The organism is Arthrobacter sp. 05T444 (assembly GCF_056395905.1).
Genome location: NZ_JBFTKK010000041.1, coordinates 1 through 14,352 on the forward strand (window position 1 = coordinate 1; position 14,352 = coordinate 14,352).

General features: G+C 64.2%; 17 protein-coding genes. 6 read left to right on the forward strand and 11 right to left on the reverse strand.

Features of this window, described 5'->3' with window-relative positions:
- Positions 1–192 precede the first annotated feature (192 nt).
- The 5 genes from AC1DD3_RS21675 to AC1DD3_RS21695 form a co-directional block, all read right to left on the reverse strand.
- Positions 193–1,113: an AEC family transporter gene (locus AC1DD3_RS21675; protein WP_476882499.1), complete on the reverse strand. Its 921-nt coding sequence runs from the start codon at positions 1,111–1,113 to the stop codon at positions 193–195.
- A gap of 119 nt (positions 1,114–1,232) precedes the next feature.
- Positions 1,233–2,561, reverse strand: a complete 1,329-nt coding sequence (locus AC1DD3_RS21680; RefSeq protein ID WP_230121332.1) for an enolase C-terminal domain-like protein — start codon at positions 2,559–2,561, stop codon at positions 1,233–1,235.
- Complete coding sequence (locus AC1DD3_RS21685) at positions 2,558–4,165, reverse strand: aldehyde dehydrogenase (NADP(+)) (protein ID WP_230121333.1); 1,608 nt, start codon at positions 4,163–4,165, stop codon at positions 2,558–2,560. Before AC1DD3_RS21685 ends, AC1DD3_RS21680 begins: the two co-directional genes overlap by 4 nt.
- A gap of 26 nt (positions 4,166–4,191) precedes the next feature.
- On the reverse strand, positions 4,192–5,106 hold the full coding sequence (kdgD, locus tag AC1DD3_RS21690; RefSeq protein ID WP_230121346.1) for a 5-dehydro-4-deoxyglucarate dehydratase: 915 nt from the start codon (positions 5,104–5,106) through the stop codon (positions 4,192–4,194).
- 143 nt (positions 5,107–5,249) lie between these two features.
- On the reverse strand, positions 5,250–6,134 hold the full coding sequence (locus AC1DD3_RS21695) for a LysR family transcriptional regulator (RefSeq protein WP_476882500.1): 885 nt from the start codon (positions 6,132–6,134) through the stop codon (positions 5,250–5,252).
- A gap of 145 nt (positions 6,135–6,279) precedes the next feature.
- Here AC1DD3_RS21695 and AC1DD3_RS21700 point away from each other — a divergent pair, with 145 nt between their 5' ends.
- From AC1DD3_RS21700 to AC1DD3_RS21720, 5 genes are all read left to right on the forward strand, one after another.
- Positions 6,280–7,281, forward strand: coding sequence for a Bug family tripartite tricarboxylate transporter substrate binding protein (locus AC1DD3_RS21700; RefSeq protein ID WP_230121335.1), 1,002 nt, complete (start codon positions 6,280–6,282; stop codon positions 7,279–7,281).
- Positions 7,282–7,286: 5 nt separating this feature from the next.
- Positions 7,287–7,874, forward strand: a complete 588-nt coding sequence (locus tag AC1DD3_RS21705; protein WP_230121336.1) for a tripartite tricarboxylate transporter TctB family protein — start codon at positions 7,287–7,289, stop codon at positions 7,872–7,874.
- 9 nt (positions 7,875–7,883) lie between these two features.
- Positions 7,884–9,416 (forward strand): tripartite tricarboxylate transporter permease, encoded by a 1,533-nt coding sequence (locus tag AC1DD3_RS21710; RefSeq protein WP_230121337.1) that lies wholly within the window; start codon positions 7,884–7,886, stop codon positions 9,414–9,416.
- Positions 9,413–9,817, forward strand: coding sequence for a universal stress protein (locus AC1DD3_RS21715; RefSeq protein ID WP_230121338.1), 405 nt, complete (start codon positions 9,413–9,415; stop codon positions 9,815–9,817). Before AC1DD3_RS21710 ends, AC1DD3_RS21715 begins: the two co-directional genes overlap by 4 nt.
- Before the next feature lie 81 nt (positions 9,818–9,898).
- Positions 9,899–10,201: a hypothetical protein gene (locus tag AC1DD3_RS21720; RefSeq protein ID WP_230121339.1), complete on the forward strand. Its 303-nt coding sequence runs from the start codon at positions 9,899–9,901 to the stop codon at positions 10,199–10,201.
- Between the two features lie 69 nt (positions 10,202–10,270).
- Here the strand turns inward: AC1DD3_RS21720 and AC1DD3_RS21725 are convergent, their stop codons facing one another.
- The 4 genes from AC1DD3_RS21725 to AC1DD3_RS21740 form a co-directional block, all read right to left on the reverse strand.
- On the reverse strand, positions 10,271–10,465 hold the full coding sequence (locus tag AC1DD3_RS21725; protein WP_476882501.1) for a hypothetical protein: 195 nt from the start codon (positions 10,463–10,465) through the stop codon (positions 10,271–10,273).
- Positions 10,459–10,863, reverse strand: coding sequence for a CHAD domain-containing protein (locus tag AC1DD3_RS21730; RefSeq protein ID WP_476882502.1), 405 nt, complete (start codon positions 10,861–10,863; stop codon positions 10,459–10,461). The genes AC1DD3_RS21725 and AC1DD3_RS21730 overlap by 7 nt, the downstream gene beginning before the upstream one ends.
- 131 nt (positions 10,864–10,994) lie before the next feature.
- Positions 10,995–11,276 (reverse strand): hypothetical protein, encoded by a 282-nt coding sequence (locus AC1DD3_RS21735; protein WP_230121341.1) that lies wholly within the window; start codon positions 11,274–11,276, stop codon positions 10,995–10,997.
- Positions 11,277–11,407: 131 nt separating this feature from the next.
- A complete protein-coding gene (locus AC1DD3_RS21740) occupies positions 11,408–12,526 on the reverse strand; it encodes a Vgb family protein (protein ID WP_230121342.1) in 1,119 nt (372 codons plus the stop codon).
- Between the two features lie 173 nt (positions 12,527–12,699).
- Between AC1DD3_RS21740 and AC1DD3_RS21745 the strand changes: the two genes are divergently transcribed.
- The gene (locus tag AC1DD3_RS21745; RefSeq protein WP_230121343.1) at positions 12,700–12,852 is read left to right on the forward strand and encodes a hypothetical protein; all 153 of its coding nucleotides are present in this window, start codon (positions 12,700–12,702) and stop codon (positions 12,850–12,852) included.
- Positions 12,853–13,458: 606 nt separating this feature from the next.
- Here the strand turns inward: AC1DD3_RS21745 and AC1DD3_RS21750 are convergent.
- The gene (locus AC1DD3_RS21750) at positions 13,459–13,677 is read right to left on the reverse strand and encodes a three-helix bundle dimerization domain-containing protein (RefSeq protein WP_230121344.1); all 219 of its coding nucleotides are present in this window, start codon (positions 13,675–13,677) and stop codon (positions 13,459–13,461) included.
- A 109-nt stretch (positions 13,678–13,786) separates the two neighbouring features.
- A complete protein-coding gene (locus AC1DD3_RS21755; protein ID WP_230121345.1) occupies positions 13,787–14,053 on the reverse strand; it encodes a GlsB/YeaQ/YmgE family stress response membrane protein in 267 nt (88 codons plus the stop codon).
- Between the last annotated feature and the right edge of the window lie 299 nt (positions 14,054–14,352).

Below are 14,352 nucleotides of genomic sequence, written 5' to 3' on the forward strand. Positions count from 1 at the left end.
GGCGCTGAAGCGGGAACGCTGCGAAGCGCGCGGCCCCGCAGCAGGGCAGCCGCGCTAAGGCCCGGCGTTACCGCCTGGCCCGCGGTGTGATCCGCTGCGTGTTCCCCCATGGCTTCCATAGGAAAACTCTGTCAGAGGGGTCCGACATTCTTGGCGGTGACCGGGTTCACCTAAAGATCGTCAGCCAAGTACCTATCCGACTGCCCACGCGACCACCAGCAGGGCCCCGACACTCAGGACGGTGGTGCACAGGATGACGTCCCGTGCCACGGTCATGCCCCTGCCGTATGGGGAAGCGAACAGAAAGACATTCTGGGCTGTGGGGAGGGCGGCCATGATCACGCTGGCCAGGAGGTGCTGGCCCTCCAGTCCGAAAACAAATCGGCCCAGTGTCCAGACGATCAGTGGCATTCCTGCGATTTTCAGGAAGGTCGCTACGAGAGTTTCGGTGCGGCCGTCGTCCTTTTGCAGCGGCGCCCTGCCGGCAAGGGAGAGGCCAAAGGCGAGCAGCACCATCGGCACGGCACCCCCGGCCAGCATGTCGACCGGCTTCTGCAGCAGGTCCGGGGCGGTCCAGCCTGTGAGTGCCACGACGGCGCCCAGCCCGGAGGCGATGATCATCGGGTTGGCGAATGGCTGGACGAGCAGCCGCTTCCACGAAATTTTCGAACCGGAGGCGAGTCCCAGCACCGTCAGGTAGAACGGCGCCATGACAAGGATTTGGACAAGTAGCACCGGCGCTACGTGCTGGGCCGTTCCCACTGCGTAGAGCGAGACCGGAATACCGATGTTGTTGGCGTTGGCATAGCTGCTGGCCATGGCGCCGACGGCGGTTTCTGCCACGGGCCGGCGGAAGAAAAGCAAGCTCAGCACGCTATAGAGAAGCCCCACTATCGCTGCGGACAGCAGCGCCAGCGGGGCGTCGGTTCCGAGGGCGGCCCGGATGTCGCTGCCGGCCACCACGGTGAACAGAAGGGCCGGATTGGTGACGTAGAAAGCCGTGCGGGTGAGGGCACCCTGGACCTCGGGCCCCAGGATCCGCAGCCTGGCAGCGAAATAGCCCACGGCGATGACGGCGGAGACAATGAGGATTCCGGAAACAACGCCGCCCACTCTGCGCCCTTCTATTTAGATGTACCTATCTAGATGTATGGGTTCCGCACGGCCGTCTCCTGTTGCGGGAGGAGGTCCGGCCGTGCGGAAGCCTGTGTTGCTTGCCTAGCGAACGGACTCTACCGCACCAGGCACGGCCGCTTCGGGTCGAAGGACCACCCGTCGATGTAGTACTGCATGCCGACGCTGTCATCGCGGGCATCGAGGCCGTGCTCCAGGTACAGCTGGTGCGCCTTGTCCAGGGCATCGCGGTCCAGTTCGATCCCGAGGCCCGGGGCGTCCGGAACGGCGATGGCCCCGTCCTTGATCTGCGGAGGGTTCTTGGTGAGGCCCTGTCCGTCCTGCCAGATCCAGTGCGTGTCCAGTGCCGTGATCTCGCCCGGAGCAGCCGCGCCGGTGTGCGTGAACATGGCCAGAGAGATGTCGAAATGGTTATTGGAGTGGGATCCCCACGTGAGGCCGAACTCGTTGCACAGCTGCGCCACCCGGACAGACCCGTGCATGGTCCAGAAGTGCGGGTCCGCCAAAGGAATATCGACGGCGTTGCTCCGGATGGCATGGGACATTTCGCGCCAGTCCGTGGCGATCATGTTGGTGGCGGTCTTGAGCCCGGTGGCACGGCGGAATTCCGCCATGACTTCGCGCCCGGAGAACCGGCCTTCCGCACCGCATGGATCTTCCGCGTAGGCCACAACGCCCTGCATCCGCTTGCCGAGCCGGATGGCTTCCTCGAGCAGCCAGCCGCCGTTGGGATCGAGGGTCACCCGGGCTTCGGGGAAGCGCTTGGCCAGGGCGGTGACCACGTCAACCTCGTCGTCGCCGGACAGCACGCCGCCCTTGAGCTTGAAGTCGCTGAAGCCGTAGCGCTCCTGCGCGGCTTCGGCCAGCGCCACCACAGCTTCGGGGGTCATAGCCTCCTGCCGGCGCAGTCTTTCCCAGCGGTCAGCGGGCGCATCCTCTACCAGGTAGGGCAGATTCGTCCTGCGGCGGTCACCGATGAAAAAGAGGTAACCGAGCATCGGCACCGAGGCCCGCTGCTGCCCGTCGCCCAGGAGTTCCGCGGCTGGCACGCCCAAGAACTGGCCGTGAAGGTCCAGCAGCGCGGATTCGACGGCGGTGACCGCGTGGACGGTGGTGCGGAGGTCGAAGGTCTGCAAGCCGCGGCCGCCGGCGTCGCGGTCGGCGAATTCCGCCGCGATCTCGCGCAGCAGCGACCGGTAGCGGGCCACGGATTTGCCAGTGATGAAGGCTCCGGCCTCCTCGATGGTGGTGCGGATCTTCTCACCGCCGGGAACCTCGCCGAGACCGGTGCGGCCGTCAGAGTCGGTCACGATGACCACGTTGCGGGTGAAGAACGGCCCGTGGGCGCCGCTGAGGTTCATCAGCATGCTGTCGTGCCCCGCGACGGGTACGACTTCCACTCGGGCAACGGTTGGCTGGGCGGTCATGCGTTGACCTCGTCCTTCTCGTTAGCTGCCTCGGCAACGATCCCGTCGACCCGGCGGTTCAGCTGCCAAGGGTTGGCGTCCAGCAGCGGCGCGGGCAGCAGTTCCTGCGGCAGGCTCTGGTACGCGACCGGGCGCAGGAAACGGTTGATCGCCAGGGTTCCGACCGAAGTGGTGCGGGTATCGGACGTGGCCGGGAACGGCCCGCCGTGGACCATGGCGTGGCCGACTTCGACGCCGGTGGGCCAGCCGTTGACGATGATGCGCCCCACCTTCTGTTCCAGCGCCGGAATCAGGCGCGCCGCCGTCGGGTAGTCCTGTTCGGTGAGCTGCAGCGACGCGGTGAGCTGCCCTTCAAGCCGGTTGGTCGCTTCAATCAGTTCCTCGGCGGAGGAGTAGCGGATCACCAGGCTGGCCGCGCCGAAGATTTCAGCGTGTAGCACGGGGTTGGCCACGAAGTCGGCGATGTCGGTGCCAAAGATCGTGGGCGCCGGCGCGTTTTCGGTGGGGCCAACGGTGCCCTCACCGATGATGTCCACGTTCTCGGCGGCGCCGAGCGCCCCGGCCCCTGAGTTCCAAGACGCTGCAATCCCTTCGGTCAGCATGGTCTGGCCGGCGCACGCCGAAACGGCACGGCCGACGGCGGCAGCGAGTTTGTCGCCATCCTCCCCAACGGGGGCGAACAGCAGGCCGGGAGATGTGCACAGCTGTCCGGAGCTTCCGGTGACGGCTGCGACGTACTGCTGCGCCAGCGCGTCCACGTCACCCTTGAGGGCGCCGGAGAAGACGAAAACGGGGTTGAGCGAGGACATTTCCGCGTAGACGGGGATGGGTTCGGACCGCGCGGCGGCGGTGCGCATCAGGGCGATGCCGGCGGACTGTGAGCCGGTGAAGCCGACTGCCTTGATGGCGGGGTCCGCGACCAGGGCCTGGCCAATGCTGCTGCCGGGGCCGTAGATGAGGGAGAAGACCCCGGGGTGCAGCCCGGCGTCCGAGACGGCCTTCGCGATGGCCTGGCCAACGAGTTCGCTGGTGCCAGGGTGCGCATTGTGGGCTTTGAAGACCACCGGGCAGCCGGCGGCGAGGGCCGAAGCGGTGTCTCCTCCCGCCGTCGAGAATGCCAGCGGGAAGTTGCTGGCACCGAAAACCGCGACGGGTCCCAAGGGGATCTGGCGCTGGCGGATGTCAGCGCGCGGCAGCGGAGCGCGATCCGGAAGGGCCGGATCGATCCGGACGCCGCGGAAATCGCCTTGGCGGACCACGCTCGCGAACAGACGGAGTTGGCCCGTGGTGCGGGCCCGCTCGCCCTGCAACCGGGCTGCGGGTAGGCCGGTCTCCTGGCCCGCGCGGATGATCAGGTCGTCGCCGATGGCCTCGATGTTATCCGCGATGGCTTCCAGGAAACCGGCATGGGTCTCGGGGTCCAGCGTGCTGAAGGAGGCGTAGGCTTCGGCAGCCGCGGATGTGGCGGCCTGGAGCTGGTCTTCGGTGATCAGCGTGTAAGCGGGTTCGAGCTGTTCGTTCGTGGCGGGGTTCAGGCCGAAGGTGGTCTTGCCTTCGCCTGCGACGGCCTGCCCTGCGATCAGGGAGTGTCCGGTGAGCGTCATGGTATTTCCTCCTAGGAGACGGTGGATCAGGAGACGGTGGCGATGAGTTCTTTGAGGTCTGCGAAATCCTGCGGCGCCAGGTTCTGCAGCGGCGGACGGACACCGCCGGCTGAGCGGCCGATTGCGTCGAGGCCGCCCTTGACGATCGAGACGGAGTATCCCTTGACCCTGTCACGGATGTCCAGGTACGGGATCACGAACTCGTTGAGCTTCTTGTTGACGGCGACCCGGTCCTGGTTGCGCACGTCCTGGTAGAAGTCCAGGGCGAACTGCGGGACGAAGTTATACATGGCGCTGGAGTAGGTGCTCATGCCAAGCTGCAGCAGCGGGAGGGCGAAGGTCTCTGCGGTGGGGAGACCGCCGAGGTAGAACAGGCGGTCGCCGAGTTTCGCGTAGACGCGGGCGTCGTGCTCAAGGTCACCCACGCCGTCTTTGAAGCCGATGAGGTTCTCGTGCCGGTCCGCCAGGGCGGCGACAGTGGTGTCCTTGTAGATGGCATTGGCGCGGTTGTAGATGATCACGCCGAGGGACGTGGCGTTGCAGATCGCGCTCACGTGGTCGATCAGGCCGCCCTGATCAGCCTCCGTGAGGTACGGCGGCAGGAGCAGGATGCCCTCGGCTCCGGCGGCTTCGGCAGCCTTGGCGTTTTCGATGGCCTGGGCGGTGGACCCGCCCGCGGACGCCAGGACCGGGACAACGTTGCCCACTTCTTCGACGGCGGCACGCACCACGCGCTCGGACTCCGCCGGCGTGAGCGAGAACCCTTCGCCAGTGCCTCCCGCTGCGAACAGGCCGGCTACCGGAAAGCTGGCCTGCCACGCGAGGTGCTTGCGGTAGTTTTCCTCGTCGAACTGCAGCTGCGCGTCGAACGACGTTACCGGGAAGGAGAGCAGCCCGTCCTTGAGGGTATTGGCAAGTTCCTGGGGTGAGTATTTGGCCACGGTATGGTCCTCCATGTCGGCGCCGCGTCGCTGCGGCGTGTGAGTGCTTCCCTTCCACCCTAGGGAGGCATTCGATGCCTGTCTAAGTTCATTTTTGTATGCATTGATGCGCTTTCAGCATCACTGCCGTGGCTGGGGACGCTTCAGTGCTCCCGGAACTCCAGCGACTTCAGGACCCTGGCGAGGGCGGGATTCCTGATGGTCCGGTTCCAGATGGCATGCAGTTCAACGGGGTCGTTGACGCTGCTCTGTAGAGGAAGGAAGTGCACCGACTGGATACCCAGCAGCGTGGCTGAGTGCGGGACGAAAGCGACGCCCCGTTTCGCGGCAACAAGGGAAACCATCGTGAGGATCTGGCTGACGGTGTGGACCACGTTTGCGTGCTGAATCGGGATCATCCGAACCACAAGGTCGTAAAAGTACCGGGCCTGGGTGGGTGAGTGCATGATGAGGGGCTCATCCTTGAGATCCTCGTTGGTGATTTCGCGGTCGAGCCCGGCCAGCCGGTGGCCCGACGGAACGGCCAGCACCATGGCTTCGCGATACAAGAGGTGCGAGTCGAAGATTTTGATGTCGAAGGGGGGCCTGGCAAGACCGAGGTCCAGTTCGCCGGTCTGGAGCCCCATGATCTGCTCGCCCGTGACGAGTTCCTGGAGGTCTATGTCGACGTCGGGCAGGATCTCGGCGATCTCCTCCAGCAGCGGGCCAAGGATGCTGAAGCCGCTGGCCGCGGTAAATCCAATGCGGAGGAGGCCCGAGCGGCCGGACGCAATCCGCCTGGCCGTAACGGGCGCCCGCTCTGCCAGCGCCATCAGACGGCGGGCCTCGTCCAGAAAAGCACGGCCGGCTGGAGTCAGCTCCACTTTGCGGTTGTCGCGTTCCAGCAGTTCGGCGCCTACGGTCTTCTCGAGTTTCTGGATCTGCCGGCTCAGGGGCGGCTGTGTCATGTTGAGCCGTTCCGCTGCGCGTCCGAAATGAAGTTCTTCCGCGACGGCGACGAAACCGGCCAGCTGGTCGAAAGTGAACATGATGCCTTCCTGGTATCACCCGATGCACATTTGGGCTTAGACATGCATCATAGCGGCTCCCTACACTCGAAAAAGCGAACCGGCAGTGACCCGGTTCACAACCACTTCAAGGGCTCAGGCCCTGCAGTGCCAACGAGGAGTTTCAATGACGCACTTCCCATCACGCCGCACCATCATCGGAACGGCATCCGCCGTCGCGCTTTTGGCCCTGACCGCCTGTGGCAACGTTGCCGGCGGCAGCGCCGACTCATCCAAGTACCCCAGCGGTCCCGTAAACCTGACCGTGGGTCAGGCGCCCGGAGGCAGCACCGACCTCATCGCGCGCGCCATCTCCGAAGGCGCATCCAAGACGCTCGGCACTCCAATGCCCGTGGTGAACAAGCCCGGTGCCAACGGCGCCCTGGCCACCAAGGAGGTGGCGGGAAAGCCTGCCGACGGGCAGAATCTGCTCCTTATCAACGCTTCGCTGATCACCATTACGCCGCTGGCGGTATCTGCCGACGAGGCAGTGAACATCGATGACCTTGATATCATCGCGGGCCTTTCCCAGGACGACTACGTTCTGGTGGCCAGCGAGAAGTCCGGGTTCAAGTCGATCAAGGACGTGACCGCGGCGGGGCGAAACATCACTTTCGGCACCACGGGCGTCGGCACCGGCAGCCAGTTGGCGCAGACAGTGCTCTTCAAGCAGGCGAACGTGAAGGGCACCGACGTCCCCTTCGACAGCGGCAAGCCGGCATTGACTGCGGTACTGGGCAACCAGGTGGAACTGGCAACCATCCAGCTCGGCGAAGCGATGCCGCAGATCAAGGCCGGCAAGGTGGCCCCTCTGCTGGTCTTCTCCGAGGACCGCAATACCTTCCTGCCGGACACGCCCACTGCCAAGGAATCCGGCTATGACGTCCCGGTAGCGCAGTACCGGGCCGTCGCTGCTCCCAAGGGAACCCCCAAGGAAGTGAAGGATAAGCTGCTCGCGGCCTTCCAGGAGACCTTCAAGTCGGACGCCTACAAGCAATTCAACGAAAAGAACATGCTGACGCCTAAGGAAATCTCCGGCGAGGAAGTTGTCACGCAGTGGAAGGAATACGCCGCGAAGTACAAGGGACTGATCGAGAAGTACAGCATCAGCCTCAGCGGAACGAAGTGATCCCTGTGAACGTAACACCACCAGTGCCCGCCGGAGGGGGCAGCCATGCGGTTGCGCCTTCCGGCGGGGACGCCTCCGGCCCGCTTCCCGACGGCGACCTCGACGAACTTACGCCCGAACAGCTCGCCGCGCAGTGGGAAGAGGAAAAGCCGCCGGCTGCCGGGGCGCTGGCCAACATGGCCTCCTCCCTTGTGGTTCTTGGCCTCGGCATCGGATCCCTCGTCCTGTCCGTCGCGATGGGCCTGGGTACCCCGGCAGCGCCGCAGCCTGGCCTGTGGCCGTTCATCATCAGTTGCGTGATGGTGGCCCTGGGACTGTTCCAGCTGATCATCGGCCGGCACAACCGCGACGCCGAAAAGTTCACCCGCATGTCGATGGCCCCGCTGACGGGCCTGGTAACCCTGGCCCTCATGGTGGCACTGATGCCGGCCATCGGATTCGAACTGCCGGCGCTGGCGCTGTGCATTGTCTGGATGCGGTTCCTGGGCGGCGAAACGTGGCGGTCCACCCTCCTTGTCAGCGCCATCGTGGTTGCGTCGTTCTACGGCATCTTTGTCCTGGCGCTCAACGCCTCCATTCCCCACCTCTTCTAGGAGACCCCCGTGGATTTTCTAAATCCCGTGATCAACGGATTTGCGGTTGTCCTGGAGCCGATGAATCTCCTGTACTGCCTGATCGGCGTGGTCATCGGCATGCTGATCGGTGTGCTGCCGGGCCTGGGTCCCGCCGCCACCATCGCCATCCTCCTTCCGCTGACCTACAACGTGGAGCCCGTGACCGCCATCATCATGCTGGCCGGCATCTTCTACGGCGCCCAGTACGGCGGCACCATCACCTCGGTGCTCCTGAAGCTCCCGGGCGAGGCTTCCTCGGTAGTCACAGTCTTTGACGGCTACCAGATGGCCAAACAGGGCAAGGCAGGCACCGCACTGGGCCTGGCCGCCATCGGCTCGTTCATCGGCGGCACCGCCTCCATCATCGGCCTGACCTTCCTCGCGCCCCTCGTCGCCAGCTTCGCCCTGGACTTCGGCCCGGCCGAATACTCTGCCCTGGCCCTGCTCGGCATCCTGCTCGTCGCCACAATCAGCAGCGGATCCAAAACCAAGGCACTCATCGCTGCGGCCATCGGATTGCTGCTGGCCACCGTCGGCCGTGACGTCTTCACCGGCGAAAGCCGCTTTACCTTCGGCAGCCTGGAACTGGCCGACGGCATCGACTTCGTGCCGATTGCCATGGGCATCTTTGGCCTCGGCGAAATCCTCTACAACCTTGAGGAGCGCCATCGGGCCGCCAAGGCACCCTCCACGGTCTCCAACGTCTGGCCGTCACGCGGCGACCTGAAGCAGGCCTCAGGAGCGATCGGACGCGGCTCTGTGCTGGGCTTCTTCCTGGGCATCCTCCCCGGCGGCGGAGCAACGATAGCGTCCATGGCCTCCTACGCCATGGAAAAGAAGAGGGCCAAGCAGCCGGAGCGCTTCGGAAAAGGCGCGCCCGAAGGCGTTGCCGGACCCGAGACCGCAAACAACGCGGCCGCCACCTCCTCCTTTATTCCGCTGCTCACGCTCGGAATTCCCGCCAACGCCACCATGGCGCTGATGTTCGGCGCACTCCTTATCCAGGGAGTCACCCCCGGTCCCCAGCTCGTGGATGAAAACCCGGACCTCTTCTGGGGCGTGGTGAACTCAATGTATATCGGCAACATCCTGTTGCTGATCATGAGCCTTCCCCTCGTAGGCATCTTCGTGAAGATCCTCCGCGTCCGGGCCGCCATCCTTGCCCCTGTCACTGCGCTGATCACCCTGCTGGGTGCCTACACGATCAACAACAGCATGTTCGACGTCACCCTCGTGGTGGTCTTCGGCATCGTCGGCTACGTCATGAAGAAGTTCGGCTTTGAGCCGGGCCCTCTGGTGCTGGCCTTCGTCCTCGGATCGCTGCTGGAAAGCTCCCTGCGCCGTTCGCTGCTGGTGTTCAACGGCGATCCCCTGGGCTTCTTCAGCCGACCGATCTCGGCAACGCTGCTCATCGTGTTTGTCCTGGTAGCCGTGCTTCCGGGAATCCGGAGCATGCTGGCCAAACGGAAGGGTTCTTCTCTCGAAGAGACCGCCCCAGTACAACTCAAGGAGAAGGTATGAGCATCATCGTCGGATTCGTTCCCACGCCCGCCGGTGAGGCGGCACTGACCGCAGGTATCGCGGAAGCGCAGCTCCGGAAGCAGGATCTGGTCATTGTGAACTCCGCACGCGAGGGGGCCTTGGTCGATAAGTCCGTGGCGCCGTCGGACGTCCTGGAACGCGCAGCCCGCCGCGCAACGGATGCCGGCGTCAGCGCCTCCGTCATCCAGCCGCCGTATCAGCACGACCTCGCGGACGAGTTCCTCGATGTGGCGCGGGAGGCCAATGCGTCGCTGATTGTCATCGGGCTGCGGCACAGGACCCAGGTTGGCAAGTTCATCCTGGGCAGCCACGCCCAGCGGATCCTCATGCAGGCGGACCGTCCGGTCCTCGCCGTTAAGGCGGACGGGGCGCAGTTCTAGCTTCACCACGAGGCGGGCCGTCACCCAAGCGGGGTTTCGGCCCGCCTCAGCTGTACCCGTGTCTCTTATCTGAGGAAACCCATGTCCACTCTGTTGTACTCGCACAAATCCAGCCGCGCCGCGGCCCCGATCCACACCGCGCCCCTTGCGCTGGAGCCCGTCCCAAACTGGAACAGGCTTTCCCGGGGAGACGAGGTGGCCATCCACCGCGGTGCCGAAAGAGTAGCCTCGGGCCGCATCGACATGACCGCCCTGGACGGCAGCGTCTTCTGGATCATCCAGAACGACGGAATGGGCCGGACAATGTTTTGTCACGATGACGGATTAACGGTGTTCCGGAAGGCCGACGGCGGGGTGCGGCGGCCTGGCTTCTACCGGGCCTGAGGTGCCCGGCCGCGTTCTGAGTTTGGCCTGCTGTAGCTTTTACAAGTCTGTACCTTGGCGAAGGATGGATCAGTCGTTCACGCGGTGGTGCGCGGCTGGATTCACTTTTGCAGGCGGATCGGCGCAGAACGACTGAAGTTCCGAAATCAAGTGGAAGTAGCGGTCGGATTCGAGGGCAGCGAGTGCACTCTTGTAGGCGTTCTCGTATGCGTTTCCCGGTTCGTTTTCGACCGATGCAAAACCTAAGCCGAGCATGTTCAGCATGGGCAGTTGTTGGGCAGTTGTTGGGCAGGCACGCGGGCCTGCTCGTCGCCGACAGTGGCGTGCCGCAGCGGACCCACGGACTTGGCTAGCCACTTTAGCTCGGCCCGGAGACGCTTGACGGCAGACTTGCGGAAGCATTTGCGGTGGATTTCCAGGATGGACCGGGAGCAACGGGCAGCCGCCCTCATTTTGCGGGCAGCTTCCTGCGTTCCTGAACGCACACCCGGGTCATGGGCCAGCAGCGCGGCGAGCTGCTCCATGAGGAAGGATGTTGTTGACTCAATTTCCGGCGTCGTCGCGCTATTGGGGATCCCATGTTGGCGCGGGCCCTTTTCGGAGGATGCCGTCCGGTCTTCCTGCGGCCGATCTGCTGCATCTGGCTTTTGAATGTCCGACATGTTGAACATCCCTTCGAGCGAGGTTTACGCTCATCGTCCGCGCCTGCCGAGCGGGAACAGGTAGCCGCCAATACGGGGCGTAATAGCGGAAAGTTGCATCGACACCCATGCCGTCAGGCCGCCTCATGACCTCAGGCCGCGGGCGCCTCCGTGTCCGTGCTCTCTGCAAGAGTCGTTGACGGTGCGTGGCTGATGGTCAGTTCGGCGGTGTCCACTAGCCGGCGCCCGCCCGTCAGGAAGTCCATGATCCACAGGAGCCCGAGGTGCGGTGCGACGTCCGTTACGGTTCCCCGATGACGCACGTGTCCGTCTCGTCCCGCTTCGATTGTGTCGCCGGGATTCACGTCGTCAATTGCCACGCGGGGAGTCAACTGTTCGCATACGCAGGCAACGCGTTCGCCGTTGGTTGTCATGACTGCATCCTCTCCAAGGCTCTCCCTACCCGCCCAGTCTGCGCTGCGAAGGTTTCTGCACAGTGTCCGCAGGATGACATTTATGGGGTGGGGAAGCGTCGCGGATCCCGCCAAAACGGGTCCCGAAAGTGTCAGGACCGGTGGCGGCGCCAAAAAGTAGCCAGGGTACCGGCCAGGACCAACCCGGCAGCGCCGAACGCAGCAGCCAGCCATGGAGGACCCTGGCCCTCGGGAGCGCCGGCGGCCTGAGCGGAGGCTGGTGATGAAGGAACGGCGGTTGGTGACGCCGCGTCAGACCCGGTGGCGGCCGGCGCCAGGACCGTCAGGGCGGCACTGGCCCGGTTCGCGACGATGACGGTCCCGTCCGGCGTCACCGCTAGGCGTCCTGGATCCTTGCCCGTCGCGACAGTACGCGTTGCTTCTGCAGCTCCAGGTGGAATGATCGACAGGGTCTGGTCCGCACTGTTCGTGACGTATGCGGTGCCGTCAGGAGCGACGGCGACCTCCTGTGGCCCGTGGCCTACCCAGACACTGCGGGCCACTGTTGTGGCGCCTGGTTCGATCACCGCGACTTCGTCGCGCTTGATGATCACGACGTAGAGAGTGCCGTCCGGCCCGGTGGCTATTCCATGCGGGTTAGCGGTAGCGCCGACGCCGATAGTGCGGGCGGCGCGTACCGCGCCGGGCGGGATGACAGAAACGGTGCCCGCGTACTGGTTCGTGACGAACGCCGTCCCGTCCTCCGCCACGGCCACCTGGCTGGCGCCGGAGCCAACAGGGATGTTCCGGTCCACTGAAGTGCCCCGCGGGAGGATTACGGACAAGGTGCGCTCCGACGGGTTTACGACATAGAGCGAACCGTCCGGCCCGACAGTCAACCGATGCTCTCCGGGCGAAACGGGGATGGTCTTCGTTACGGCATCCGCGTCCTTGGCTATGACGCCGATCTCCATTCCGCCCGGGCCGCCCTGCAAGACATAGAGGGTTCCGTCCGGAGCTGCCGCAAGCGAGGACGGATAACGGCCAGTGCTAATAGTCCGCGATGGTTCCCGTGCACCTTGCCGAAGTACCTGGATGCCGCCAGAAAGTCCGTAGTTCGATACATAAACCGTGCCAGCGGAGTCCGTGGCAACACCTAGGGGAACGCCACCGACATCAATGACCGAGCCTTCATCGGCCCCGACCGGCGCAGCACCGAGCAGTAGGAGAGCGCCGACCGCAGCGGCCGCCGACACCTTGACAAATTTCACGACTCTTTCCCCCAATACACGCTTGACCGGCAAGATATCCGGTGCGCCCCTTGAGCCTACAGGCCACAACAATGTTCAGATCCACGGGGGTCCAGCGGGGAGCAGAGCGGCGCTTCTGGTGCCAATCAGTGCAAGCTCCTGGGCCGCATTTGCCGGGGGCGTAGGATGCCGGTATGGGACTAATAATTGCACTTCTGGTCATCTGGCTTGTTCTTTCAATCGTTGGCTTTGCTGTGAAGGGCCTGATTTGGCTGGCCATCATCGCCCTCATCTTGTTTGTCGCTACGGGCGTGTGGGGCTGGGTGAAGCGGAAGGCTAACGCCTGATCCGCGACTTGGTCTGCCTCAGGGGCTGCACCGGGATGGCGCGGGCACCGCTTTCGTTTGCCACCCAAACTCACAAAACACGTAGAAGCGGACTGACTAGCCGCTCTTGCCGCAGGTCAAGTAGCCGGACCTTGAACGCTCCGGCTGCGAAGTAGCGCCAGCCGCCAGAAGCCTCACCCGCGAGCTACAGCGAGATGGTGCCGCCGGGCCCAACATTGATTGATGGGGACAGGGTCCGACGGCTTGGTCGGTCAGTTCATGGGGTGCGCCTCCCGACCAGATACTGAGAGTCTGCTGCGAGGACCCTAGAGATAGCCAGTAAACCTTGGGGAGATCGACGGGCCGGACTCCTGCAGTGTCATCTCTGGCCTGGTCAGTGGCGCTGGTGCAAGCGAACCGCCCCTGCAACGTTCGGTGATGAGCCGCGCCGGCACGCAGACGGGCCCGATTGCTGCGGTGTCCTTCTTTAGCGGTGCCGGGATGGGGGCGGAGGGGGGACGGAACTTGCTGTGCCCGACTGGGTCGCTGTGACAAAGCGCTTTGCCCGGCGCGGCCATGCAAGAGGTTTCGTGCGGAAGGGTCTCAGGTCCTGGTCTTGCTGAGATCTCAGATTTCCGTGGCCTGAGCGGAGAACTCGCGGTCGAGTTTGTTTCTGGCACCGCGCTCGACCAGGGTCGGGATGTAGGTCCGGATCCTGCCGGCATCCAGTGTTTCGTATTCTTCCGTGACGAGCTGGGTGACCAGGGGCCGGGGCGCGTCCGGATAGCGTGCGGCAAGCCGGTCAGTGACTTTTGCGATCGTGTCGTGCTTTTCCGTGTCGTCCATGCACCCAGTCTGAGGCCGGTGGACCATGGAATCCATCAGCTTCCTTACAGTCCGCGGAAGGGGCTGGACGTTTTTCCGGTCCGAACCGGCCACGTTGGCCGGTCGTGCTTCAGACGCGGCTTCTCCGGCCGGCAACGGCTCCGTAGATGAGCAGCACGATGACGGCTCCGAGTATTGACAGCAGCCAGGTCCTGAGGTCGAAGAAGTCGGCCAGACCGCCGCCGAAGATCAGGGAACCGATCCATCCGCCGAGTATTGCCCCGACAACTCCCAGAATGAGGGTGAGTATCCATCCGCCGCCCTGTCTGCCGGGCAGGATGGCTTTGGCTATTGCTCCTGCGATGAGGCCCAGCAGAAGAAATCCTAGAATTCCCATGACGTCGTGTCCTTTCGATGTGAACAATGCCGTGCAATTCCCGATACCCAAGGTTAGTCAGCATACTTACTAATACACAAGGCTTTGGGCCCCACTCGCTCCTGTATGTTGTCTCGCAGAGACCGGAAGAACGGTTTGCGCAGGCGGCGGCGCTGGGGTCCGGGTGGCTGGGGTTAGTGCGGTATTTCCATTTGGAAGCCGCACCGGCACCGCAGTACCCGGGTCCGGAGGTAGGCCCCGAGGAAGTCTGCTGGCCGCGGCTGGGTGGAGAGTGGTGTGTGGGAATTTCTCAGGTCCGG

Bases quoted from the DNA above. Each gene is read 5' to 3' on its own strand.
- AC1DD3_RS21680 (WP_230121332.1), bottom strand. From the start codon at position 2,561: ATGACCGCCCAGCCAACCGTTGCCCGAGTGGAAGTCGTACCCGTCGCG.
- AC1DD3_RS21730 (WP_476882502.1), bottom strand. From the start codon at position 10,863: ATGTCGGACATTCAAAAGCCAGATGCAGCAGATCGGCCGCAGGAAGAC.
- AC1DD3_RS21695 (WP_476882500.1), bottom strand. From the start codon at position 6,134: ATGTTCACTTTCGACCAGCTGGCCGGTTTCGTCGCCGTCGCGGAAGAA.
- AC1DD3_RS21725 (WP_476882501.1), bottom strand. From the start codon at position 10,465: ATGCTGAACATGCTCGGCTTAGGTTTTGCATCGGTCGAAAACGAACCG.
- AC1DD3_RS21735 (WP_230121341.1), bottom strand. From the start codon at position 11,276: ATGACAACCAACGGCGAACGCGTTGCCTGCGTATGCGAACAGTTGACT.
- AC1DD3_RS21685 (WP_230121333.1), bottom strand. From the start codon at position 4,165: ATGACGCTCACCGGACACTCCCTGATCGCAGGGCAGGCCGTCGCAGGC.
- AC1DD3_RS21745 (WP_230121343.1), top strand. From the start codon at position 12,700: ATGGGACTAATAATTGCACTTCTGGTCATCTGGCTTGTTCTTTCAATC.
- AC1DD3_RS21720 (WP_230121339.1), top strand. From the start codon at position 9,899: ATGTCCACTCTGTTGTACTCGCACAAATCCAGCCGCGCCGCGGCCCCG.
- AC1DD3_RS21755 (WP_230121345.1), bottom strand. From the start codon at position 14,053: ATGGGAATTCTAGGATTTCTTCTGCTGGGCCTCATCGCAGGAGCAATA.
- AC1DD3_RS21750 (WP_230121344.1), bottom strand. From the start codon at position 13,677: ATGGACGACACGGAAAAGCACGACACGATCGCAAAAGTCACTGACCGG.
- AC1DD3_RS21700 (WP_230121335.1), top strand. From the start codon at position 6,280: ATGACGCACTTCCCATCACGCCGCACCATCATCGGAACGGCATCCGCC.
- AC1DD3_RS21715 (WP_230121338.1), top strand. From the start codon at position 9,413: ATGAGCATCATCGTCGGATTCGTTCCCACGCCCGCCGGTGAGGCGGCA.